Source organism: Pseudomonas sp. B21-009, from assembly GCF_024749345.1.
Classification (GTDB): Bacteria; Pseudomonadota; Gammaproteobacteria; order Pseudomonadales; family Pseudomonadaceae; genus Aquipseudomonas.
This window is the reverse complement of record NZ_CP087199.1, coordinates 263,112-284,600: the sequence shown is the minus strand read 5'-3', so window position 1 is coordinate 284,600 and position 21,489 is coordinate 263,112. Positions and strand designations below refer to the sequence as shown.

The 21,489-nt window shown below is 63.8% G+C and carries 19 protein-coding genes and 1 pseudogene; 12 read left to right on the top strand and 8 right to left on the bottom strand.

The window, feature by feature from the left end:
- Positions 1-45: 45 nt before the first annotated feature.
- From rpoH to ftsY, 4 genes are all read right to left on the bottom strand, one after another.
- Positions 46-900, bottom strand: coding sequence for an RNA polymerase sigma factor RpoH (gene rpoH / locus LOY34_RS01245; RefSeq protein WP_010222193.1), 855 nt, complete (start codon positions 898-900; stop codon positions 46-48).
- 112 nt (positions 901-1,012) lie between these two features.
- Positions 1,013-2,044 (bottom strand): permease-like cell division protein FtsX, encoded by a 1,032-nt coding sequence (ftsX, locus tag LOY34_RS01240; protein ID WP_093377228.1) that lies wholly within the window; start codon positions 2,042-2,044, stop codon positions 1,013-1,015.
- Positions 2,041-2,712, bottom strand: coding sequence for a cell division ATP-binding protein FtsE (gene ftsE / locus LOY34_RS01235; RefSeq protein ID WP_010222191.1), 672 nt, complete (start codon positions 2,710-2,712; stop codon positions 2,041-2,043). Before ftsE ends, ftsX begins: the two co-directional genes overlap by 4 nt.
- A complete protein-coding gene (gene ftsY, locus LOY34_RS01230; protein ID WP_258664195.1) occupies positions 2,709-4,223 on the bottom strand; it encodes a signal recognition particle-docking protein FtsY in 1,515 nt (504 codons plus the stop codon). Before ftsY ends, ftsE begins: the two co-directional genes overlap by 4 nt.
- A 230-nt stretch (positions 4,224-4,453) precedes the next feature.
- Between ftsY and LOY34_RS01225 the strand changes: the two are divergent.
- From LOY34_RS01225 to LOY34_RS01200, 6 genes and pseudogenes are all read left to right on the top strand, one after another.
- Positions 4,454-5,810 (top strand): annotated as a pseudogene (locus LOY34_RS01225) (M16 family metallopeptidase).
- A complete protein-coding gene (locus LOY34_RS01220; RefSeq protein WP_195885455.1) occupies positions 5,803-7,302 on the top strand; it encodes a pitrilysin family protein in 1,500 nt (499 codons plus the stop codon). The pseudogene LOY34_RS01225 and the gene LOY34_RS01220 overlap by 8 nt, the downstream one beginning before the upstream one ends.
- Positions 7,302-7,895 carry a 16S rRNA (guanine(966)-N(2))-methyltransferase RsmD gene (gene rsmD / locus LOY34_RS01215; RefSeq protein WP_045193976.1) on the top strand — a complete coding sequence of 198 codons (594 nt, stop codon included), beginning with the start codon at positions 7,302-7,304 and terminating at the stop codon, positions 7,893-7,895. Before LOY34_RS01220 ends, rsmD begins: the two co-directional genes overlap by 1 nt.
- Positions 7,896-8,007: 112 nt before the next feature.
- Entirely contained in the window at positions 8,008-9,357 is a 1,350-nt protein-coding gene (locus LOY34_RS01210; protein WP_258664192.1) for a pitrilysin family protein, read from the top strand.
- Positions 9,358-9,478: 121 nt separating this feature from the next.
- A complete protein-coding gene (locus LOY34_RS01205) occupies positions 9,479-10,753 on the top strand; it encodes a pitrilysin family protein (protein ID WP_195885453.1) in 1,275 nt (424 codons plus the stop codon).
- A 66-nt stretch (positions 10,754-10,819) separates the two neighbouring features.
- A complete protein-coding gene (locus tag LOY34_RS01200; RefSeq protein WP_093377251.1) occupies positions 10,820-11,812 on the top strand; it encodes a hydrolase in 993 nt (330 codons plus the stop codon).
- Between the two features lie 13 nt (positions 11,813-11,825).
- Here LOY34_RS01200 and LOY34_RS01195 read toward each other — a convergent pair whose 3' ends face one another.
- Positions 11,826-12,680 (bottom strand): sulfurtransferase, encoded by an 855-nt coding sequence (locus tag LOY34_RS01195; protein ID WP_195885452.1) that lies wholly within the window; start codon positions 12,678-12,680, stop codon positions 11,826-11,828.
- Positions 12,681-12,719: 39 nt separating this feature from the next.
- The gene (locus LOY34_RS01190; RefSeq protein ID WP_045201895.1) at positions 12,720-13,385 is read right to left on the bottom strand and encodes a TetR/AcrR family transcriptional regulator; all 666 of its coding nucleotides are present in this window, start codon (positions 13,383-13,385) and stop codon (positions 12,720-12,722) included.
- 150 nt (positions 13,386-13,535) lie between these two features.
- On the opposite strand from LOY34_RS01190, the gene LOY34_RS01185 reads away from it, so the two are divergent.
- From LOY34_RS01185 to ggt, 6 genes are all read left to right on the top strand, one after another.
- Positions 13,536-14,969, top strand: coding sequence for a coniferyl aldehyde dehydrogenase (locus tag LOY34_RS01185; protein WP_258664189.1), 1,434 nt, complete (start codon positions 13,536-13,538; stop codon positions 14,967-14,969).
- Positions 14,970-14,994: 25 nt separating this feature from the next.
- Positions 14,995-15,528, top strand: coding sequence for a twin-arginine translocation pathway signal protein (locus tag LOY34_RS01180; RefSeq protein WP_258664187.1), 534 nt, complete (start codon positions 14,995-14,997; stop codon positions 15,526-15,528).
- Positions 15,529-15,555: 27 nt separating this feature from the next.
- Positions 15,556-17,154, top strand: a complete 1,599-nt coding sequence (locus tag LOY34_RS01175; RefSeq protein ID WP_195885449.1) for a GMC family oxidoreductase — start codon at positions 15,556-15,558, stop codon at positions 17,152-17,154.
- A 112-nt stretch (positions 17,155-17,266) separates the two neighbouring features.
- On the top strand, positions 17,267-17,746 hold the full coding sequence (gene coaD / locus LOY34_RS01170; protein WP_038997673.1) for a pantetheine-phosphate adenylyltransferase: 480 nt from the start codon (positions 17,267-17,269) through the stop codon (positions 17,744-17,746).
- A 108-nt stretch (positions 17,747-17,854) separates the two neighbouring features.
- Positions 17,855-18,106 (top strand): YfhL family 4Fe-4S dicluster ferredoxin, encoded by a 252-nt coding sequence (locus LOY34_RS01165; protein ID WP_093377271.1) that lies wholly within the window; start codon positions 17,855-17,857, stop codon positions 18,104-18,106.
- On the top strand, positions 18,106-19,794 hold the full coding sequence (ggt, locus tag LOY34_RS01160) for a gamma-glutamyltransferase (RefSeq protein WP_258664185.1): 1,689 nt from the start codon (positions 18,106-18,108) through the stop codon (positions 19,792-19,794). The genes LOY34_RS01165 and ggt overlap by 1 nt, the downstream gene beginning before the upstream one ends.
- Positions 19,795-19,800: 6 nt before the next feature.
- Here ggt and mutM read toward each other — a convergent pair whose 3' ends face one another.
- Both mutM and LOY34_RS01150 read right to left on the bottom strand, forming a co-directional pair.
- On the bottom strand, positions 19,801-20,613 hold the full coding sequence (gene mutM / locus LOY34_RS01155; RefSeq protein ID WP_045201873.1) for a bifunctional DNA-formamidopyrimidine glycosylase/DNA-(apurinic or apyrimidinic site) lyase: 813 nt from the start codon (positions 20,611-20,613) through the stop codon (positions 19,801-19,803).
- Between the two features lie 3 nt (positions 20,614-20,616).
- Positions 20,617-21,483: an HDOD domain-containing protein gene (locus tag LOY34_RS01150; RefSeq protein WP_045201871.1), complete on the bottom strand. Its 867-nt coding sequence runs from the start codon at positions 21,481-21,483 to the stop codon at positions 20,617-20,619.
- Between the last annotated feature and the right edge of the window lie 6 nt (positions 21,484-21,489).

The window sequence follows — 21,489 nt, the reverse complement described above, 5'->3', positions numbered from 1 at the left end:
AAGCCCCGACACGTCGGGGCTTTTTGGTTATTGCCGTTTTGCGAATCAGACCGCGATCAAGGCTTTGACCTTGTTCATCGCGTTCTTTTCCAGCTGGCGTATCCGCTCGGCGGATACGCTGTATTTCTCGGCCAGGTCATGCAGGGTGGCCTTTTCCTCGGCCAGCCAGCGCTGATAGAGAATATCGCGGCTGCGGTCATCCAGGCCTTGCAGGGCTTCGTGCAGGTTGCTGGTGGAGTTGTCACTCCAGTCGGCATCCTCCAGTTGACGCGCAGGGTCGTAACGGTGGTCTTCCAGGTAGTTGGCCGGCGACTGGAATGCACTGTCGTCGTCAGCTTCACTGGCCGGGTCGAAGGCCATGTCCTGACCGGTCAGGCGGCTCTCCATTTCACGCACTTCACGCGGTTCGACACCCAGGCTTTCGGCGACACGATGAACTTCATCGTTGTTCAGCCAGGCCAGGCGTTTTTTCTGGCTGCGCAGGTTGAAGAACAGCTTGCGCTGGGCCTTGGTGGTCGCCACCTTGACGATCCGCCAGTTGCGCAGGATGAACTCGTGAATCTCGGCCTTGATCCAGTGCACCGCAAAGGACACCAGGCGCACGCCCATTTCCGGGTTGAAGCGCTTGACCGCTTTCATCAGGCCAACGTTGCCTTCCTGAATCAGGTCGGCCTGGGCCAGCCCGTAGCCCGAATAGCTGCGAGCGATGTGTACAACAAAACGCAGGTGGGCGAGCACCATCTGCCGAGCCGCCCCAAGATCCTGCTCATAGTAGAGACTCTCGGCCAGTTCACGCTCCTGCTCGGGTGTCAGCAATGGAATGCTGTTGACCGTGTGCACATAGGCTTCCAGGTTTGCGCCGGGAACCAGGGCATAGGCAGGTTGCAACGAAGTGGTCATACGAAAAAACCTCCGACTCACTAAACTCGTGCCAAAGGCACTGCCAACATTGACCGGGAACCGCGAAACAAGTTCCCTAAAAATGAAAAGAGTCAATACCAGCAAAAAGACACTATCGCGGTGCAAGCTCGCTCAAGTGGCGGGCGACCGCAATCCAAGCACCGATATACCCTAACAACACCGCCCCAAGCAAGAGGGACAGACCATCGGCTGACGGAACCCCGGCCAAGGCAAAATCACTGCCGTACAGCCCGGAAAGCCCGATAACCGCGTCGTTCAGCCAGTTCAGGCCAAACGCCAGCACGCCCCAGGCCAATACCCCGGCACCCAGGCCATACAAGGCGCCCATGTACAGGAAAGGCCGGCGCACATAGCTGTCGGTGCCGCCAACCAGCTTGATCACCTCGATCTCGGTGCGGCGGTTCTCGATGTGCAGGCGAATTGTGTTACCAATTACCAAAAGCAGCGCCGAGACCAGCAAGACGGTCAGGCCGAAGACAAAGCGGTCGCCCAGTTTGAGAATCGCCGCCAGGCGCTCGACCCACACCAGGTCCAGTTGCGCGGCTTCGACCTTGGGCAGCTCGGCCAGGCGCTGACGCAGGGCTTCCAGCGCCGGCTTGTCGACCTCTGCGGGAGTCACCACCACGACCCCAGGCAACGGGTTCTCCGGCAGTTCGCGCAGGGCTTCGCCCAGGCCGGACTGCTGCTGGAACTCGTTGAGGGCTTGTTCGCGGCTGACGTATTCGGCCTCGGCAACCCCTGGCAAACCTTTGATCTGCTCGCGCAAGGCTTCGCCGTCGTGGCTGCTGGCATCGAGCTTCAAGTACAGGGAAATCTGCGCCGCGCGCTGCCACGATCCACCCAGGCGCTCGACGTTGCTCAGCAGCAACGACAGGCCCATGGGCAGGCTCAGGGCCACGGCCATCACCAGGCAGGTAAAGAAGCTGCCGATCGGCTGCTTGCCCAGGCGCCGCAGGCTGTCGAGCAGGCTTGAGCGGTGGCTTTCCAGCCAGGCGTGCAGCAGGGTACGGAAATCCGGGCCGTCATCGTCGTGGCCGCCGCCGGTTTTTTTCTTTTCCGGCGCGGGGTCAGCGGCTTTTGGCGCTACCCGCTCGGAAACCTTGGGACTGCGTGTCGCACTCATTGCCCGGCCTCCCCATCGCCGATCAAGCGGCCGCGCTGCAGGGTCAGCATGCGATGGCGCATGCGCGCGATCAGCGCCAGGTCGTGACTGGCGATCAGTACGCTGGTGCCCAGGCGGTTGATATCTTCGAAAACACCCATGATCTCCGCAGCCAGGCGCGGGTCGAGGTTACCGGTGGGTTCGTCCGCCAGCAGCAAGGCCGGGCGGTGAACGATGGCGCGGGCAATGCCGACGCGCTGCTGCTGGCCGGTAGACAGGTCACCCGGGTACAGCTCGGCCTTGTCCGACAAGGCCACGCGCTCGAGCGCCGAGTCGACCCGCTTGGCCACTTCTGCCTTGGACAGGCCAAGGATCTGCAGCGGCAGGGCGACGTTGTTGAATACGGTACGGTCGAACAGCAACTGGTGGTTCTGGAACACCACGCCGATCTGCCGGCGCAGGAACGGGATTTGCGCGTTGCTGATCTGCCCCAGGTCCTGCCCGGCCAGCAGCAGCTTGCCGCTGGTAGGGCGTTCCATGGCCAGCAGCAGGCGCAGCAGAGTGCTTTTGCCGGCACCGGAATGGCCGGTCACGAACAGGAATTCGCCCCGACGCACCCGAAAACTCAACTCATGCAGGCCAACGTGACCATTGGGGTAGCGCTTGGCGACCTGTTCGAATCGAATCATGGATGCTCCCGCTCGGCAAACAGTGCTTTCACGAAGGGTTCGGCTTCGAAGGTGCGCAGATCGTCAATCCCTTCGCCCACGCCAATATAGCGGATCGGCAGGCCGAACTGCTTGGCCAGGGCAAAGATCACCCCACCCTTGGCGGTACCGTCGAGCTTGGTCAGGGCCAGGCCGGTCAGTTCAACGCTCTGGTTGAAGTGCTTGGCCTGGTTGATGGCGTTCTGGCCGGTACCGGCGTCGAGCACCAGCAGCACCTCGTGCGGCGCGTCGGCATCGAGCTTGCCAATGACCCGGCGAACCTTCTTCAGCTCTTCCATCAGGTTGTCTTTGGTGTGCAGGCGGCCGGCGGTGTCGGCGATCAGCACATCGATGTTACGGGCCTTGGCGGCTTGCACGGCATCGAAGATAACCGAAGCCGAATCGGCACCGGTGTGCTGGGCGATGACCGGGATCTGGTTACGCTCGCCCCAGACCTGCAGTTGCTCGACCGCTGCGGCGCGGAAGGTGTCACCCGCGGCGAGCATGACCTTCTTGCCTTCAAGCTGCAGCTTCTTCGCCAGCTTGCCGATGGTGGTGGTCTTGCCGGCACCATTGACGCCGACCACCAGGATCACGAACGGCTTGCTCTGGGCTTGAATGTGCAGCGGTTGCTCGACCGGCTTGAGCAGGTCGGCCAGCTCGTCTTGCAGCGACTTGTACAGCGCGTCGCTGTCGGCCAGCTGCTTGCGCGCGACCTTCTGGGTCAGGCTCTGGACGATCACCGAGGTGGCTTCGACGCCAACATCGGCGGTCAGCAGGCGGGTTTCGATTTCATCAAGCAGGTCGTCATCGATGGCCTTCTTGCCGAGGAACAGGCTGGCCATGCCTTCGCCAATGCTGGCGCTGGTCTTCGACAGGCCCTGCTTGAGGCGGGCGAAGAAGCCGCCCTTGCTCTCTTCGCTGCGCACAGGTGCGGCAGGCTCGGCCGGGGCTGGCTCGACAACCGGAACTGGCGCTGCAACAGCAGCAACTACAGGTACAGGCTCGGGCTCGGGCACTACCACTGGTTCCGGCGCTACAACCGGTTCAGGTGCAACCACCACCGGCTCAGGCGCGATGAACACTGGCTCAACCACTGGCGCGGGAGCAGGCTCCTGACGCGGCGGAATCGGCGGCGGTGTGTGTGGCTCAAGGTCGGCGACCAGGGCAACCGGCTCTTCCGGCACGGGCAGCACCAGGCCGGCGGGCGCTGCGGGCTGGACCTCGACCGGCGCCGCAACGGGCGCAACGGCGAGGGGCTCTGGAACAGCAACCGGTGCAGGCGCAGCAACAGGTGCTGCAGCCACCTCGACCGGGGCAACGGCAGCCGGCGTTTCGACCGGCAACGCAGCCGGTTGCTCCGCGTCAGCCGGAATGGGGTTTTGCGGCTGTTCGGCTACGGGTTGCTGCGGTTTTTTGCGCAACCAGCCGAACAGGCCTTTCTTTTCACCAGCCGCGGCCGGCGTCTTTTTGTCGTCGTTGGAACCAAACATGGAAGACGGCTATCTCAGGGTAGCGATGCGCCACTGCGGCGCTTCTTAAATTCTTTTAACGCAGAACAGTCTACTTTTAATCCGGCTCGTTCTTGCGCAGCATTTTGTCATCAAGCCTTCGGGCTGGTTCCATGACAGGCATGGTCCTCAGGCAACCGGATCAGTATCCTAGCACCTCCAAGCCCGCCGACGCTAAGACCACGCGGGCAGTCCTACAGGTTAAACAACGTATGAATGCTCTAGCCCGCCGCGCCGCTGGCCTGTTGCTCAGCACAGTTTGTCTGCCGTTCGCGGCCTTCGCCGCCGATACGCAACCCACCCACGAATTCATTCTCGACAACGGCCTTAAAGTGGTCGTGCGCGAGGACCACCGGGCGCCGGTGGTGGTCTCGCAGATCTGGTACAAGGTCGGTTCGACCTACGAATCACCGGGCCAGACCGGCCTTTCCCATGCCCTGGAACACATGATGTTCAAAGGCAGCGAGAAGCTCGGCCCTGGCGAAGCCTCGCGCATCCTGCGCGACCTGGGCGCCGAAGAGAACGCCTTCACCAGCGACGACTACACCGCTTATTACCAGGTACTGGCCCGCGACCGCCTGCCGGTGGCCCTGGAGCTTGAAGCCGACCGCATGGCCAGCCTGCGCCTGCCGGCCGACGAATTCAGCCGCGAGATCGAGGTCATCAAGGAAGAGCGCCGCCTGCGCACCGACGACCAGCCCAACGCCAAGGCCTTCGAGCTGTTCAGCGCCATGGCTTTTCCGGCCAGCAGCTACCGCACCCCGACCATCGGCTGGATGGCAGACCTTGACCGCATGAAGGTCGAGGAACTGCGCCACTGGTACGAGTCCTGGTACGTGCCGAACAACGCCACCCTGGTGGTGGTTGGCGATGTCACCGTCGACGAGGTCAAGGGCCTGGCCCAGCGCTTCTTCGGCGCCATCCCGAAACGCGCGGTGCCACCGGCCAAGCTGCCACTCGAACTGGCCGAGCCGGGCCTGCGGGAAACCACCCTGCATGTGCAAACCCAGCTACCGAGCCTGATCTACGGTTTCAACACCCCGGGCCTGGCCACCGCCAAGGACCCGCGCAGCGTGCACGCCCTGCGGCTGATCTCGGCATTGCTCGACGGCGGCTACAGCGCGCGCCTGCCAAGCCGCCTGGAGCGCGGCCAGGAGCTGGTCACCGGGGCTTCGTCGAGCTACAACCCGTTCACCCGCGGCGACAGCCTGTTCGTGATCTCGGCCATGCCGAACCTGCAAAAGCACAAGACCCTGGCCGACGTCGAAGCCGGTATCTGGAAGCTGCTCGACGAGCTGAAAAAACACCCCGCCGTCGGCTGAAGAGCTTGAGCGCGTACGTGCCCAGGTCATCGCCGGGCTGGTCTACGACCGTGACTCGATCAGCAGCCAGGCCACCGCCATCGGCCAACTGGAAACCGTCGGCCTGTCGTGGAAACTGATCGACAGCGAGCTGGACGAGCTCAAAAGCGTGACCCCGGCCGACATCCAGAACGCCGCCCGTACTTATTTCACCCGTGAACGCCTGAGCGTTGCCCATGTACTGCCCGAGGAGAACGCTCATGAGTGAACGCAGCGCACCCCGCTACACCCTGATCGGCCTGGGCCTGTTGTTGCTGATTGGCCTGCTGGCGTTCTTCCTGGCCAAACCTGCGCAATCGGATAACGCCGCGCAACCGGCTGCGGTCACCGAAGCCAAGGCGGCCAACACCCTGCAATCGCTGGCCGAGCTGGATGGCAAGGCGCCAAGCCGCCGGCAACTGAACATCCAGACCTGGAACACCGCCGAAGGCGCCCGCGTGCTGTTCGTCGAAGCCCGCGAGTTGCCGATGTTCGACCTGCGCCTGACTTTCGCCGCCGGCAGTAGCCAGGACGGCGATGCCCCGGGGCTGGCGACCCTGACCAACGCCATGCTCAACGAAGGCGTGGCCGGCAAGGACGTCACCGCCATTGCCGAAGGCTTCGAAGGCTTGGGCGCCGACTTTGGCAACGGCGCCTACCGCGACATGGCCGTGGCCTCGCTGCGCAGCCTGAGCGCGACCGACAAGCGCGAACCTGCGCTCAAGCTGTTCGCCGAAGTGGTCGGCAAGCCGACCTTCCCGCAGGACGCCCTGGCGCGCATCAAGAACCAGATGCAGGCCGGCTTCGAATACCAGAAGCAGAACCCCGGCAAGCTGGCCAGCATCGAGCTGTTCGAGCGCCTGTACGGCACCCACCCCTATGCCCACCCGAGTGACGGCACCGCCAAGAGCATTGCGCCGATCACCCTGGAGCAACTGCGTGCCTTCCACGCCAAGGCCTATGCCGCTGGCAATACGGTGATCGCCCTGGTCGGCGACCTGAGCCGCAGCGAAGCCGAAGCTATTGCCGCACAGGTGTCCTCGGCCCTGCCAAAAGGCCCGGCCCTGGCCAAAGTGGCCCAGCCAAGCGAACCCAAGGCCGGCGCAACCCACATTGACTTCCCGTCCAAGCAGACCCACCTGATGCTCGCGCAACTGGGCATTGATCGTAACGATCCGGACTACCCGGCGTTGTCGCTGGGCAACCAGATCCTCGGGGGTGGCACCTTCGGCACCCGCCTGATGAGCGAAGTGCGCGAGAAACGCGGCCTGACCTACGGCGTATACTCGGTGTTCAGCCCGATGCAGGTGCGTGGCCCGTTCATGATCAACCTGCAGACCCGTGCCGAGCTCAGCGAAGGCACCCTCAAGCTGGTCCAGGACATCCTCGCCGACTACCTCAAGAGCGGCCCGAGCCAGGCTGAGCTGGACGACGCCAAGCGGGAACTGGCCGGCAGCTTCCCGCTGTCCAATGCCAGCAACGCCAGCATCGTTGGCCAACTGGGCGCCATCGGCTTCTACAACCTGCCACTGACCTGGCTGGAAGACTACATGCAGCAGTCCCAGCAACTGACCACTGAACAGGTCAAGGCAGCGCTGAACAAACACCTGGCCGCTGACAAGATGGTTATCGTCACCGCCGGGCCAAGCGTGCCGCAAAAACCCTTGCCGCCGCCCACTGACAAACCCGCCGAGCAACCGCTTGGCGTACCGGAGCATTAATGGCCAGTCCATCCGCAAAACCGGCCAAGCCGCACCACGGCCAGGGCCAGCTGCGCATCATTGCCGGCGAATGGCGCAGCCGGCGCCTGGGCTTCCCTGACGCGCCGGGCCTGCGCCCAACCCCGGACCGGGTCCGCGAGACCCTGTTCAACTGGCTTGCCCCGCACATCGAAGGAGCCAAGGTGCTCGACGCCTACACCGGCAGCGGCGCCCTGTACCTCGAAGCGCTGTCCCGTGGCGCGGGCGATTCCGTGGCCCTGGACAGCAACCCGGCGGCCATCGCCAGCCTGCGGCAGAACCTCGAGACCCTGCGCTGCCCTCGCGGCCAGGTGATCCAGACTGACGCCCAGCGCTACCTGCAAGGTGAGCCGAAGCTGGCCTTCGACCTGGTGTTCCTCGATCCGCCGTTCAACCAGGGCTTGCTGCCGACCACCTGCGCCCTGCTTGAAGAGCGTCAGTGGCTGGCCGAAAACGCCTGGATCTACACCGAGAGCGAAACCCCGCCATCGACCTTGCAGTTGCCTGGCAACTGGCGCCTGCACCGCGAGAAAAAGGCCGGCCAGGTCTACTACGCACTCTGGCAGCGCGGCTGAGCAATCAGCACGACCCGGCCGCCGCCGGGTCGTGCCCGCTAAATATCTAACGCCTTTCACCTTTACGCTTGCCTGATCGTGCGCCTTGTTTTCAACCACAAGGATCACTGTCATGGATCGACGCACCTCCCTCAGGAGCAGCCTGCTCGGCCTGTTTCTGCTATCAGGCCAGGCCCTGGCCGAACCCTCCATTCGCCATGAGTTCACCCTCGACAACGGCCTGCACGTAGTCATCAGCGAAGACCGCCGGGCGCCCGTGGTCACCACACATATGCTGGTCAAGGTCGGTTCGAGTCACGAATACCCCGGGCAGTCCGGTTTGTCCCACGCCCTCGAACACCTGCTCTACCGAGGCAGTGCCAAGACCGCCCCGGGTCAGCTCTCACAGATCATCGAACGCCTGGGCGGCGAGGACAACGCCTACACCCTCCGTGACTTCACCGTGCATCATCAGACGCTCCCCAGTGATCGGCTGGCTGTAGCGCTGGAGCTCAATGCCGATCTGCTCAAAGGCGCAGTGCTGAGCGAACACGAGTTCGTTCGCGAGATCGAAGCGGTCAAGGCTGAGCGGCGAGAGAATGTCGATAACGAACCATTGCTAAGGCTCTTTGAGCAACTGCAGGCCATTGCCTACCCGCAAAGCAGCTATCACACCCCGGTGATCGGCTGGATGAGCGATCTGCAGCGCATGCACAACGATGAACTGCGCGCCTGGTATCACACCTGGTACGCGCCCAACAATGCCACGCTGATCATCGTTGGCGATGTGCGGCGCGATGTGGTGAAACGCGAGGTTGAAAAGTATTTTGCCGGTTTCCCCCGCCAAGACCTGCCGTTCATTAAAAAGCCCCTTCAGACCGCTGCCCCCGGCCCCCGTCAGGTTACGGTCTACGAAGATGTCAGTACGCCAACCCTGGTCATGGCCTTCAACGTGCCGACCTATGCCAGCGCAGCGTCGGCAACCGACGTGCATGCCTTGCGCCTGCTTTCGGCCCTGCTGGGCAAAGGCTTAAGCGCCCGCCTCAGCACCCGGCTGGAGCGCCAGCAAACTCTGCTGACACGCCCTGAAGTCAGCTACGACCCGGTGGCCAGGGGCGATAACCTGTTCGAGATCCAGGCTTCAATCAATACCGTTCAGCCCAGGCCACTGGACGAACTGCAAGCGGCGATCTGGGCACAACTGCAGGCACTGAAAAAAAACCCTCCCGAACCTGACGAACTTGCCCGGGCGCGAACACTGCTGCTGGCAGAAAACACCTTCGCCCGCGACACCCTCGACTATCAGGCCGGCGACTTGGCTGCCCTGCTCGGCAGTGGCTTGCCAGCCGCTCAACTGGACAATGATGCCGACGACCTGGCGCGAATAACGCCTGAACAACTACAGCAGGCTGCCAACACCTTCTTCACCCGCGAACGGCTTACGGTCGCCTACCTGCAGGCCAAGGAGGTCGATGATGAATAAGTTCAGGAGAAACCTTTTACCGATCGTCCTGTTGATAGCATCTGTCACTGCATACGCCCAGAGCGCTGCGGCTGAGCTGCAATCCCTGAAATCCACCGCCCCCCTGACAAGCATCCCTCAATTGCCGATCGAATCGTGGCACACGCCTCAGGGCAGCCAGGTGTTGTTTGTGCAGAACAACCATTTGCCGATGTTTGACCTGCAGGTTGTATTCGCTGCCGGCAGCGCCCGCGATGATGGCGCAGCAGGCCTGGCACAACTCACCCTGGGCATGCTCGATGAGGGCGCAGGCCAGTACGATGCCCTGCAGATTGCCGAAGGCTTCGATGCGGTCGGCGCACAGTTTCACAAGCAGGCCGGGCGAGACAGCCTGGCCGTAACACTGCGCAGCCTCAGCAGCCAGGAGCACAGCAGCAAAGCCGTCGGCTTGCTGACAGATGTGCTCGGCAAACCGCAACTTGCCGATGACAAGCTGCAGGCGATCAAGGATCAGCTCACCAGCCAGCTCATACAACGCCAGGAGTTCCAGAACTACAGGGCCACCGACCTGCTTTACCAACATGCTTACGCCAATCACCCCTATGCGACGAACAGCACCGGCACCAGGCAGGCAATTGAATCGCTGACCATTGCCGATATCCGCGCATTTCACCAGCAAGCGTTCGCTGCGGGCAATGCACTGATCACCCTGGTCGGTGACCTTTCGCTTGAGCAGGCTCAAGCCATTGCGCTTCAAGTTTCGTCAGCACTGCCCGACGGGCCGGCACTCTCACCTTTACCCGTGCCCGCTGCTTTCGAGCCGGAGATCTATCACCTTGAGCATCCGGGCAGCCAGGCGCTGTTGTTGTTTGCCATACCCGGCATCAGCGTGCACCATGCCGATGCACCGGCGCTGACCCTGGCCAATCTGATACTGGGCGGCCCCGGCGCGACTTCGCGCCTGTTCGATGAACTGCGCAGCCAACGTGGTTTGACCTATGGCGCCAGATCAAAGCTGATCCAGCACCCTGCCAGCGGCCTCTGGACCTTCACCACTGCGGTCGAGGCCAGGTACCGTGATGCCAGCATGGCGTTGCTCGAGCAATTGCTTGCAGACTACGCAGCACAGGGCCCGACCGCGCAGGAGGTTGAAGGCGCGAAGCACAAGCTGCGCGGCAGCTACCTGTTGGGTTCAGTGAGCAACCAGCAGATCAGCGATATCCTGACCCACACCGGGGTCAACCAGTTGCCGCTGGACAACCGCCAGGCGTTTCTCGACAAGCTTCAGGCGCTGACCCTGGATCAGCTGAAAGTCGCGTTGAAAAAACACCTGAAGCTCGACAAGCTGGTGCAAATCAGTGTCGGCCCGACGGTCGAACAAGACGCCTTGCCGAACATCGAGCCTGCGACCGGCTGATCGGTGCGGGCAACTGCCAGTAACCGGACATACACTTGTCTGAAACAGATCTGCGAGTACGCCACGATGTTTGCCTCAACCCCCAGCCCCTTCAAACCCGCCCTGGGGCTGGGCAATCCGCACATGCAGACGCTCTGGGGGCCGCTGTGGCGCAAGTCAGCGGCCCTGAGCCGCCAGCGCGAACGTCTGTGGCTGGCTGATGGCGATTTCCTCGACCTCGACTGGCACGGCCCCCATGAAGCGACAACCCCGGTGGTGCTGGTGCTGCACGGGCTCACCGGCTCGTCCAGCTCGCCGTACGTCATCGGCATGCAGCAGGCCCTGGCCGACCGTGGCTGGGCCAGCGTGGCGCTGAACTGGCGCGGCTGCTCGGGCGAACCCAACCTGCTGCCACGCAGCTACCATTCCGGTGCCAGCGAAGACCTGGCCGAAGCCATTGATCACCTGCGCGCGCAGCGTCCGCAGGCACCGCTATACGCCGTGGGTTACTCGCTGGGCGGCAATGTGCTGCTCAAGCACCTGGGCGAAGCCGGCTCGGCCAGCCAGTTGCAGGCGGCAGTGGCGGTGTCGGTGCCGTTTCGCCTGGACCAGTGCGCCGATCGCATCGGCCTGGGCTTTTCCCGGGTGTACCAGGCGCATTTCATGCGCGCCATGCTCGCTTATGTGAAGGACAAGCAGCGCCACTTTCAGCATCACGGCCACCACGAAGGGCTGGCCGCGCTGGAGCGCCTGGGGCCGCTGGAGAACCTGCGCACCTTCTGGGATTTCGACGGCCGGGTGACCGCGCCGCTCAATGGCTTTAGCGATGCCAAGGACTACTACCGACGTGCTTCCAGCCGGTATTTTCTGGGCGAGAACCGCACGCCGACGCTGATCATCCATTCCAGCGATGATCCCTTCGTGTTCGCCCATAGCTTGCCAGCAGCCAATGAACTGGCGGCGCAGACCACCTTTGAGCTGCATGCGCGGGGCGGACATGTGGGGTTTGTCGATGGCAGCGTGCGCAACCCGGGGTATTACCTGGAGCGGCGGATTCCGCAGTGGCTGGCTGGAAACTGACCCGCGATGCTTTTCAGTCGCCAGTGGCCACCGCCCGCTTGGAGTCGGTAATCCACTCACTCCACGAGCCCGCATACAGCTTGCCCAGCGGATACCCCGCCAGCGCCAGGGCAAACAGGTTGTGGCAAGCCGTCACCCCCGACCCGCAGTAAGCGACCAGTTGCTCTGGCGAACGCTTGTCCAGCTTCTGGGCAAAGCGCTGCTTGAGCTGCTCGGCCGGCAGAAACCGCCCGTCGGCGCCGAGGTTGTCGGTAAAGGCTGCGCATTGTGCACCGGGAATATGCCCGGCCACCGGATCGATCGGCTCGACCTCGCCGCGAAAGCGCGGCAGGCCACGGGCATCGATCAACGTAAGCTCCGGCTTGCCCAGGCGCTCGCCCAACTGCGCAGCATCCAGCACCAGGCTGGCGTCCGGCTCACCACTGAAGTTGCCTTCGCGCTTGACCGGCGGATCAAGGCTCAGCGGCAGCCCGGCCGCGTGCCAGGCCTTGAGGCCGCCATCGAGGATGAATACACCACTGCGCTTGCCCAGCCAGGCCAGCAGCCACCAGGCCCGGGCCGCGAAGGCACCTGGGCCGTCGTCGTAGAGGACGATTTCGCTGTCGTTGTCGATGCCCCAGTCCCGCAGGCGCTCGACCAGACGCTCCGGGTCCGGCAACGGGTGGCGGCCGGTCACGCCCTTGATGATTGGCCCGCTGAGGTCGCGCTCAAGGTCGGCAAAGTGCGCCCCGGTAATATGCCCCTCGGCATAGCTGCGCTGACCATAATCGATGTCTTCCAGGGCAAAACGGCAATCGAGAATCACCAGCGCCGGCGCCTCCAGGCGTTCGGCCAATTGCTGGGCGGTGATCAGTTGCGCGAGGGGCATGACAGTCTCCTGAACGATTGAACGGATAAGGCCCGGGCGTTATTGCTCCAGCGCCTGGTTAAGCGAAACGTAGAATTCCTGGCACAACGCGTCGACGGCGGGGCGCGCCTTGGCGGTGACAAAGCCAAGCTCCAGCACCAATACCTGATAGACACCGCGCTTGAAGGCTTCTTCACTCAAGTGCGCGGAATTTTCGCGAGTGGTGCAGAGAAAACGCACCCAGGACGTAAGCACGATCCAGGCATTGAGGGTCAGCGACTCGATCTGCACGCTGTCCATCTCGACGATGCCGGCCTCGACAAAGCCGCGGTAGATCGCCTGGCCCTGCAGCAGGCAGCGCTGGGAGAAGCGCCGGTAACGGGCGGCCAGTTCCTTGTCGCTGTCGAGCAGGTGTTCCAGGTCGCGGTGCAGAAAGCGGTAGTTCCACATCGCCGCCAGCAACGCCTTGAGGTAGAAGCGCTTGTCTTCGACTGTTGCAACACGCCCCTGGGGCGGGCGCAAAAAGCTTTCCACCAGCTCTTCATACTGGGTGAAGAGCACGGCGATGATTTCCTGCTTGTTGGCGAAGTGGTAGTACAGGTTGCCGGGCGAAATCTCCATGTGCGCGGCAATGTGGTTAGTGCTGACACTGCGCTCGCCCTGCTGGTTGAACAGCTCCAGGCTGTTCTGCACGATGCGCTCGCGGGTCTTGATACGCGGGGCCATGATCAATTCCAGGCGTTGAGCTTGAATGAATAGGTCCATCTTACGGTGTATCCACACCGGTATGTACCCGCAGGCGCTGTGAAAAACAGTCGCACCGGGCACATATTAGAGTATATGCTCTAGAAAACCTGCCTTGCCGTGGAGTTTCGCATGCTCGCCGACGCTACCCGCTCCCTGCCGCCCACCGAATTCGCCGCCCTTGACGCGGTGTTCGCCACCCAGCGCCAGGCCTTTGCCGGCAACCCCCTGCCCTCTGCGCCACAGCGCCGGCAATGGCTGAAAAGCCTGCGCGAAGCCCTGCTGGAGCAACAGGACGCGTTGATCGCAGCGATCAACGAGGACTTCTCTGGCCGTAGCGCCAACGAAACCCTGCTGGCCGAATTGATGCCGAGCATTCAGGGCCTGCGCCATGGCGAAAAGCACCTCAAGCAGTGGATGAAAGCCTCCAGGCGCAAGGTCGGCCTGGCCTTCCAGCCGGCCAGCGCCGAGGTCCAGTACCAACCGCTGGGAGTGGTCGGCATCATCGTGCCGTGGAACTACCCGCTGTTTCTTGCCATCGGCCCGCTGACCTGCGCCCTGGCCGCCGGCAACCGGGTAATGCTCAAGCTCAGCGAAGCAACCCCGGCGACCGGCCTGTTGCTCCAGCAACTGCTCGACAAGATCTTCCCCGAAGACCTGGTCAGCGTGGTGCTGGGTGAGGCCGACGTTGCCCAGGCCTTCTCGCGCCTGCCGTTCGATCACCTGCTGTTTACCGGGGCCACCAGCGTCGGCCGCCAGGTGATGCTCGCCGCCGCGCACAACCTAACGCCAGTGACCCTGGAACTGGGCGGCAAATCGCCGGCCATTGTCTCGGCCAGCGTGCCGCTGGCCGACGCCGCCGAACGCATCGCCTTCGGCAAGACCCTCAACGCCGGCCAGACCTGCGTGGCTCCCGACTACGTGCTGGTGCCACGTGATCGCCTGGGGGACTTCGCCACGGCCTACCGCGACGTCGTGCGGCGCTTTTACCCGACCCTGGCCGACAACCCGGACTACAGCGCGATCATCAACCCGCGCCACCTGGCCCGCCTGGAGAGTTATCTCGAGGATGCCCGCAGCAAGGGCGCCGAGATTATCGACCTGTACCCACAGGAGCCACGCCAGGGCCGGCGCCTGCCGCCGCACCTGCTGCTCGGGGTCAGCGACGACATGCGTGTGATGCAGGACGAAATCTTCGGCCCGCTGCTGCCGTTGGTGCCCTACGACAGCCTCGACCAGGCGCTGGCCTACATCAATCAACGCCCGCGCCCACTGGCGCTGTATTACTTCGGCTACGAGCGCAGCGAGCAGCAACGGGTACTGGAACAGACCCACTCTGGCGGCGTATGCCTCAACGACACCCTGCTGCACGTCGCCCAGGACGACCTGCCGTTCGGCGGCATTGGCCCCTCGGGCATGGGCCATTACCACGGCCATGAAGGTTTCCTGACCTTCAGCAAGGCCAAGGCGGTGTTCGCCAAGCAGCGTTTCAACGCCGCGCGGCTAATCTACCCGCCTTACGGCAAGGGGCTGCTCAAGCTGGTGTACACACTGTTCATTCGCTGAAAAACCACCCTCGGGCCTGATAACAATGACCACAAGCCTGCCTGTAAACCCCGCGCTGAGCCGGCGTGGGCTGCTCAAGTTCACCCTCGGCGCCAGCGCCTTGCTCGCCACCGCCGGGTTGGGCGCCAGCCTCAGCGGCTGCTCGGCGCAAACACCGGCCAGCGGCTTCATTACCCTGCGCGAAAACGACTTGCCGATCCTCCACGCGCTGATTCCGGTAGTCCTGGCTGGCACCCAGGCGGCGGACAACCGCGAAGCCTTGCGGCGCGGGCTGGACAACAAGCTCGCCGCGCTGTCGCCGGCCATGCTCAAGTTGACCCGGCAACTGTTCGACGTGCTCGCCATGGCGCTCACCCGCGGGCCGTTGACCGGCATCTGGGGCAGTTGGGACAACGCCAGCAGCGTGCAGATCGAGGCCTTTTTGCAGCGCTGGCAGGACAGCTCGCTGAACCTGCTGCGCATGGGCCATGCCTCGCTGCTGCAACTGCTGCACATGGCCTGGTACGAACTGCCGCAATCCTGGGCCCATTGCGGCTACCCAGGGCCACCCAAGGTCTGATCCACCGATAACCACAAGAGGCTGAACATGCCCGTACCCGACCTGTTTCGCGACGGCCTTGGCCGTGGCTGGAAAACCCGTGACGCCTCGCGCCTGGACCAGGACCTGAGCCTTGAAACCGACATCGCCATTATCGGCAGCGGCGCCGGCGGCGCCACCAGTGCCGAGCTGCTCAGTGCTGCAGGCTTCAAGGTACTGCTGATCGAAGAAGGCCCGCTGAAAACCAGCAGCGACTTTCACATGCTCGAAGACCAGGCCTACGCCAGCCTCTACCAGGAAGGCATCGGGCGCATGAGCAAGGACGGCGCCATCACCATCCTGCAAGGCCGCGCAGTCGGCGGCACCACCCTGATCAACTGGACCTCGAGCTTTCGCACCCCCGCGCCAACCCTGGAGCACTGGGCCCGCGAACACGGGGTTAAAGGCCTGAGCAGCGCCGAGTTGGCGCCCTGGTTCGCACGCATGGAACAGCGCCTGGGTATCGAGCCATGGATCATGCCGCCCAACGCCAACAACGAAGCACTGCGCCGCGGCTGCGAAGCGCTGGGCTACAGCTGGAAAGTGATCCCGCGCAACGTGCGCGGCTGCTGGAACCTGGGCTATTGCGGCATGGGTTGCCCGGTCAACGCCAAGCAGTCGATGCTGGTCACCAGCATTCCGGCAACCCTTGAGCACGGCGGCGAGCTGCTGTACCTGGCCCGCGCCGAGCGCCTGGAACACAACGGCGAACAGATCAGCGGCCTGCAGTGCGTGGCCATGGACGCGCGCTGCGTCGAGCCCACTGGCCGGCAGATCCGGGTCAAGGCCCGGCATTACATCCTTGCCGGTGGCGGCATCAACAGCCCCGGCCTGCTGCTGCGCTCGGACGCTCCGGACCCCCATGAGCGCCTGGGCAAGCGCACCTTCCTGCACCTGGTCAACTTCAGCGCCGGGCTGTTCAAGGACAAGGTCAATCCGTTCTACGGCGCGCCGCAGTCGATCTACTCCGACCATTTCCAGTGGCGCGACGGCGTCAGCGGGCCGATGGGCTACAAGCTCGAGGTGCCGCCCCTGCACCCGGCGCTGGCCAGCACCTTGCTGGGCAGCTTCGGCAAGGACAACGCCCTGCGCATGGAGCAACTGCCGCACACCCACGTGATGCTCGCCCTGCTGCGCGATGGTTTTCACCCGGACAGCGTCGGCGGCGAGGTGCAGTTGCGCGGCGATGGCTCGCCGGTGCTCGACTACCCGCTGTCGGCCTATGCTTGGGACGGCGTGCGCCGGGCTTTCCAGAGCATGGCCGAGATCCAGTTCGCCGCTGGCGCCGACAGCGTGATGCCGGTGCACAGCGATGCCCGCCATGCAAAAAACCTGGCCGAAGCGCGGCAGATGATCGACGGCCTGAACCTTGAACTGTTTCGTACCCGCCTGGGCAGCGCCCATGTCATGGGCGGCTGCGCCATGGGCGAAGACCCGCGCCAGGCGGTGTGCGACAGCCTGGGCCGGCACCATCAGCTGGAAAACCTGTCGATTCACGACGGCTCGCTGTTCCCCACCAGCATCGGCGCCAACCCGCAATTGTCGGTGTACGGCCTCAGTGCCCGGCTCAGCGACGCCCTGGCCGCGCGCCTGGTGGCTGGCAGATGACAACAAATGGCCGCACTGTCTATAGTGCCTTCAGCGTGGTCGGGCGACTTGGCCGACCGCCACTGCTGCGATACCATCCGACTCCCCAACGCACTCCTGCCAGGACGACGCGATGAACCGAGTGTTGTACCCAGGTACTTTCGACCCTATTACCAAGGGCCATGGCGATCTGGTCGAGCGTGCCTCGCGGCTGTTCGACCAGGTGATCATTGCGGTCGCCGCCAGCCCGAAGAAAAACCCACTGTTCCCGCTGGAGCAACGGGTGGAACTGGCTCGCGAGGTCACCAAGCACCTGCCCAATGTCGAAGTCATCGGCTTCTCCACTTTGCTGGCGCATTTCGCCAAGGAACAGCAGGCCAATGTGTTCCTGCGCGGCCTGCGGGCGGTTTCAGACTTCGAGTACGAGTTCCAGCTGGCGAACATGAACCGCCAACTGGCGCCCGACGTCGAGAGCCTGTTCCTCACCCCTTCAGAGCGCTATTCGTTCATTTCCTCGACCCTGGTCCGGGAAATCGCGGCGCTGGGCGGTGACATCACTAAATTCGTCCACCCGGTGGTGGCCGAGGCCCTGACCGAACGCTTCAAGAAGTGACATCGGCGATTTGACCACGGCGCCCGCGTGCACTGCGGGCGCTAATGCGGCACAATTGTGCCCATTGGTTTTCAAATGCCCGGGTTCTGAGCCCTGGCCGGAGTCCCCATGTCCCTGATCATCACCGACGATTGCATCAACTGCGACGTCTGCGAACCCGAGTGCCCGAACGCTGCGATCTCTCAAGGCGAAGAGATCTACGTGATCGACCCCAACCTGTGCACCCAGTGCGTCGGCCACTACGACGAGCCGCAATGCCAGCAAGTCTGCCCGGTTGACTGCATCCCGCTGGATGAAGCGCATCCGGAGAGCGAAGAGCAGCTGATGGAAAAATACCGCCGAATTACCGGCAAGGCCTGATGCCGTTCGTCGCCCGGCTTGCCCCGCTGGTCCTTGGCGCCGTCCTGGCGCTGGGGATGGCCAGTGCCCAGGCACAAGGCCCGGGCCGCGCGGCGATTGCCACGCCGCATAGCGACGCGACTGCCGCCGCACGCGAAATTTTCGAGCAGGGCGGTAACGCCTTTGACGCCGCCATTGCCGTCAGCGCCGCGCTGGCGGTGGTCGAGCCTTATGGTTCAGGCCTGGGCGGCGGCGGCTTCTTCCTGCTGCGCGAGGGCGACACACCCGCCCGCTATGCCTTTATCGATGCCCGCGAGCGCGCACCTGGCAAGGCCAGCGAAGTCATGTACCTCAAGGACGGCAAGGTCCAGCCGGGCTTGTCGATCAATGGCCCGCTGGCGGCGGCGATTCCCGGCTTGCCGGCAACCCTCGCCGACCTTGCTGCCCATTACGGCAAGCTGCCGCTGAAAAGTACCCTGGCCCCGGCTATTCGCCTGGCCAATCAGGGCTTTGCCGTCGACCGCATCTATCGCGACCGCGCGCAGATGCGCTTGAGCGCACTGCGCGACGATCCAGAAAGCGCCCGTCTGTTCCTGAACAACGGTGAAGTGCCAGCCCTGGGCGCTAAAATCCGCCAACCGCAACTGGCCATAACCCTTGAACGTATCGCCAGCCAGGGCCGCGACGGTTTCTATGCCGGCCCGACCGCCCAGGCCATGGTGCAGGGGGTACAGGCCGCAGGCGGGATCTGGAGCCTGGATGACCTGGCCAACTACCGCACCGCCAAACGCGAGCCGCTGCGCTACCAGCTGGCCAATCAACGCGAACTGATCAGCGCCCCGCCGCCCTCGGCCGGTGGCGTGGCCCTGGCCCAGAGCCTGGCGATGCTGCAGCGCCTGCCCTGGCAGAGCGCCGAGCCTGTACAGCGCAGCCACTACGTACTGGAAGTATTGCGCCGGGCCTACCGTGACCGCGGCCTGCTCGGCGATCCGGACTACGTCAGCAATCCGATACCACAGCTGCTCGCGCGGAATTACCTGACGTCGCTGGCCGACAGCATCGACGTCCACCAGGCAACGCCCAGCAGCAGCCTGCCGCCCGCCCCGGCCTGGCGCGAGGGCGATCACACCACCCACTTTGCAGTGATCGACGCTGACGGCAATGCCGTGGCCGCGACGCTGTCGGTCAACCTGCCGTTCGGCGCCGCGTTTACTGCCCCGGGCACCGGCGTGGTGCTGAACAACGAAATGGACGACTTTGCCGCCGACCCGCATGGCAGCAACAGTTACGGCCTGGCCGGCAGCCAGGCCAATGCCGTGGCCGCCGGCAAACGGCCGCTGTCGAGCATGAGCCCGAGCTTTATCGAGAGCCCGACCCAGTTCGCCGCCTTCGGCACGCCGGGCGGCAGCCGTATTCCGAGCATGGTGCTGCTGTCGATGATGGGCTTTCTTGAGGGCCGGCCGGTGGCCGAATGGCCGGCGGTGCCGCGCTATCACCACCAGTACTTGCCCGATGTGGTCGAGCACGAACCGGGGGCTTTCAGCACTGGGCAGCAGCGCGAGCTGCAGGCGCGCGGCTACCCGCTCAAGGACCTGGGCCGCAGCTATGGCAATCAGCAAGTGCTGTACTGGGACAAGGCCGGGCAAACCCTCGAAGCCGCCAGCGACCCCCGCGGCGTGGGCGCCGCGCAAGTGCTCAGCCCGCGCTGAGCACCTTCACTTCTGGCAGCGCGGGCAGTAGACGCTGGCGCGCTGGCCAAGCTTGACCTCACGCAGGATGCTGCCGCAGACCTTGCACGGCTCTTCCCCGCGCCCGTAGACGAACAGTTCCTGCTGGAAGTAGCCCGGCTGGCCGTCGCCGCCGATAAAGTCGCGCAAGGTGGTGCCGCCGCGCTCGATGGCGCAGGCGAGGATGCGCTTGATCTCGATCGCAAGCTTCAGGTAGCGCGCCCGGGAAATGCCCCCGGCTTCGCGGCGCGGGTCGATACCGGCAGCGAACAGCGCCTCGGTTGCATAGATATTGCCAACCCCGACCACCACCGCGTTGTCCATGATGAACGGCTTGACCGCCATCGACTTGCCCCGCGACAGCTGGAACAACCGCTCGCCGTCGAACAGATCGGTTAACGGCTCCGGGCCGAGCTTGATCAGCAGCTCATGGTTGAGCGGATCGAGGCTCCAAAGCATCGCGCCGAAGCGCCGCGGGTCGGTGTAGCGCAAGGCCAGGCCCGACTCCAGTTCGATATCCACATGCTCGTGCTTGGCCGCCGGCAATCCAATCTCGACCAGGCGCAAATTACCGGACATGCCCAGGTGGCTGATCAGGGTGCCCACTTCGGCATTGAGCAGCAGGTACTTGGCGCGCCGCTCGACCTTGACGAAGCGCTGCCCGGAAAGGCGAATGTCGAGGTCCTCGGGGATCGGCCAGCGCAGGCGCCGGTCGCGCACGATTACCCGGCTGACCCGCTGGCCCTCCAGGTAAGGCGCAATACCGCGCCGGGTGGTTTCGACTTCTGGCAATTCCGGCATGGATCAGTGACCGCCCAGTTCGCGAATGGTCTGCTTGAGGTTCTCGAAGTCATACTCGGACAGGCCGACATAATCGAGCACCAGGTGCCCGACGGTATTCCATTCGTGGTCGATGCTCTGGTTGCCCAGCACCCGGTACGAAGCGCAGATGTGCTCGGCCATTTTCAGGATCGCCAGCAGGTTTTTCAGCTGGCTGTTGCGCGCCGAGTCATCGCTGAATACCGCCAGGGCGTTGTGATGGTTGGCGATGGCGTTGCTCAGGTGCTCGGGCAGGCGCCACGACTTGGCGGTGTAGTAACCGACCACCGCGTGGTTGGTGTTGAACACCTGGTTCTCGGTGTCGACCACCCGCTGCTCGGCACCGGCGCTGGCGTAGGCATCCTCGAGCACGCTCATGTACTCGGGGAAGCGTTTGAGCATCAACGGCACGCCGCAATCGTGGAACAGGCCCAGGGCATAGGCTTCGTCCACCGCCTGCGAGCCGATGCGCTTGGCCAGGGTCAGGCAGGTCATGGCTACGTCCTGGGCGGTGTCCCAGAAACGGTTGAGGGTGACGATGGTGTCGTCGCTCATCTCGCCCTTGATCGACTGGGCGTTGATCAGGTTGATGATCGAGCGGCTGCCGAGCAGGTTCACCGCGCGCTGGATCGAGGCGATCTTGTTGGTCAGGCCGTAGTACGGCGAGTTGACCAGCTTGAGCAGCGCGCCGGACAGGCCCGGGTCCTGGGAGATCAGCTTGGCGATCACCTCCAGGTCAGGGTCGGGCATGTATTGCTCGAACTGCAGGTCAACCATGATCTGCGGCTGCGGCGGTACGCTGATGCCTTGCAGGGCATGCTGAATCTGTTCGGCGGAGAGTTCCTGGGACATAAGTAC

Coding starts and splice junctions, on each gene's coding strand:
- rpoH (WP_010222193.1), bottom strand. CDS start 900: ATGACCACTTCGTTGCAACCTGCCTATGCCCTGGTTCCCGGCGCAAAC.
- ftsX (WP_093377228.1), bottom strand. CDS start 2,044: ATGAGTGCGACACGCAGTCCCAAGGTTTCCGAGCGGGTAGCGCCAAAA.
- ftsE (WP_010222191.1), bottom strand. CDS start 2,712: ATGATTCGATTCGAACAGGTCGCCAAGCGCTACCCCAATGGTCACGTT.
- ftsY (WP_258664195.1), bottom strand. CDS start 4,223: ATGTTTGGTTCCAACGACGACAAAAAGACGCCGGCCGCGGCTGGTGAA.
- LOY34_RS01220 (WP_195885455.1), top strand. CDS start 5,803: ATGAGTGAACGCAGCGCACCCCGCTACACCCTGATCGGCCTGGGCCTG.
- rsmD (WP_045193976.1), top strand. CDS start 7,302: ATGGCCAGTCCATCCGCAAAACCGGCCAAGCCGCACCACGGCCAGGGC.
- LOY34_RS01210 (WP_258664192.1), top strand. CDS start 8,008: ATGGATCGACGCACCTCCCTCAGGAGCAGCCTGCTCGGCCTGTTTCTG.
- LOY34_RS01200 (WP_093377251.1), top strand. CDS start 10,820: ATGTTTGCCTCAACCCCCAGCCCCTTCAAACCCGCCCTGGGGCTGGGC.
- LOY34_RS01195 (WP_195885452.1), bottom strand. CDS start 12,680: ATGCCCCTCGCGCAACTGATCACCGCCCAGCAATTGGCCGAACGCCTG.
- LOY34_RS01190 (WP_045201895.1), bottom strand. CDS start 13,385: ATGGCCCCGCGTATCAAGACCCGCGAGCGCATCGTGCAGAACAGCCTG.
- LOY34_RS01185 (WP_258664189.1), top strand. CDS start 13,536: ATGCTCGCCGACGCTACCCGCTCCCTGCCGCCCACCGAATTCGCCGCC.
- LOY34_RS01180 (WP_258664187.1), top strand. CDS start 14,995: ATGACCACAAGCCTGCCTGTAAACCCCGCGCTGAGCCGGCGTGGGCTG.
- LOY34_RS01175 (WP_195885449.1), top strand. CDS start 15,556: ATGCCCGTACCCGACCTGTTTCGCGACGGCCTTGGCCGTGGCTGGAAA.
- coaD (WP_038997673.1), top strand. CDS start 17,267: ATGAACCGAGTGTTGTACCCAGGTACTTTCGACCCTATTACCAAGGGC.
- LOY34_RS01165 (WP_093377271.1), top strand. CDS start 17,855: ATGTCCCTGATCATCACCGACGATTGCATCAACTGCGACGTCTGCGAA.
- ggt (WP_258664185.1), top strand. CDS start 18,106: ATGCCGTTCGTCGCCCGGCTTGCCCCGCTGGTCCTTGGCGCCGTCCTG.
- mutM (WP_045201873.1), bottom strand. CDS start 20,613: ATGCCGGAATTGCCAGAAGTCGAAACCACCCGGCGCGGTATTGCGCCT.
- LOY34_RS01150 (WP_045201871.1), bottom strand. CDS start 21,483: ATGTCCCAGGAACTCTCCGCCGAACAGATTCAGCATGCCCTGCAAGGC.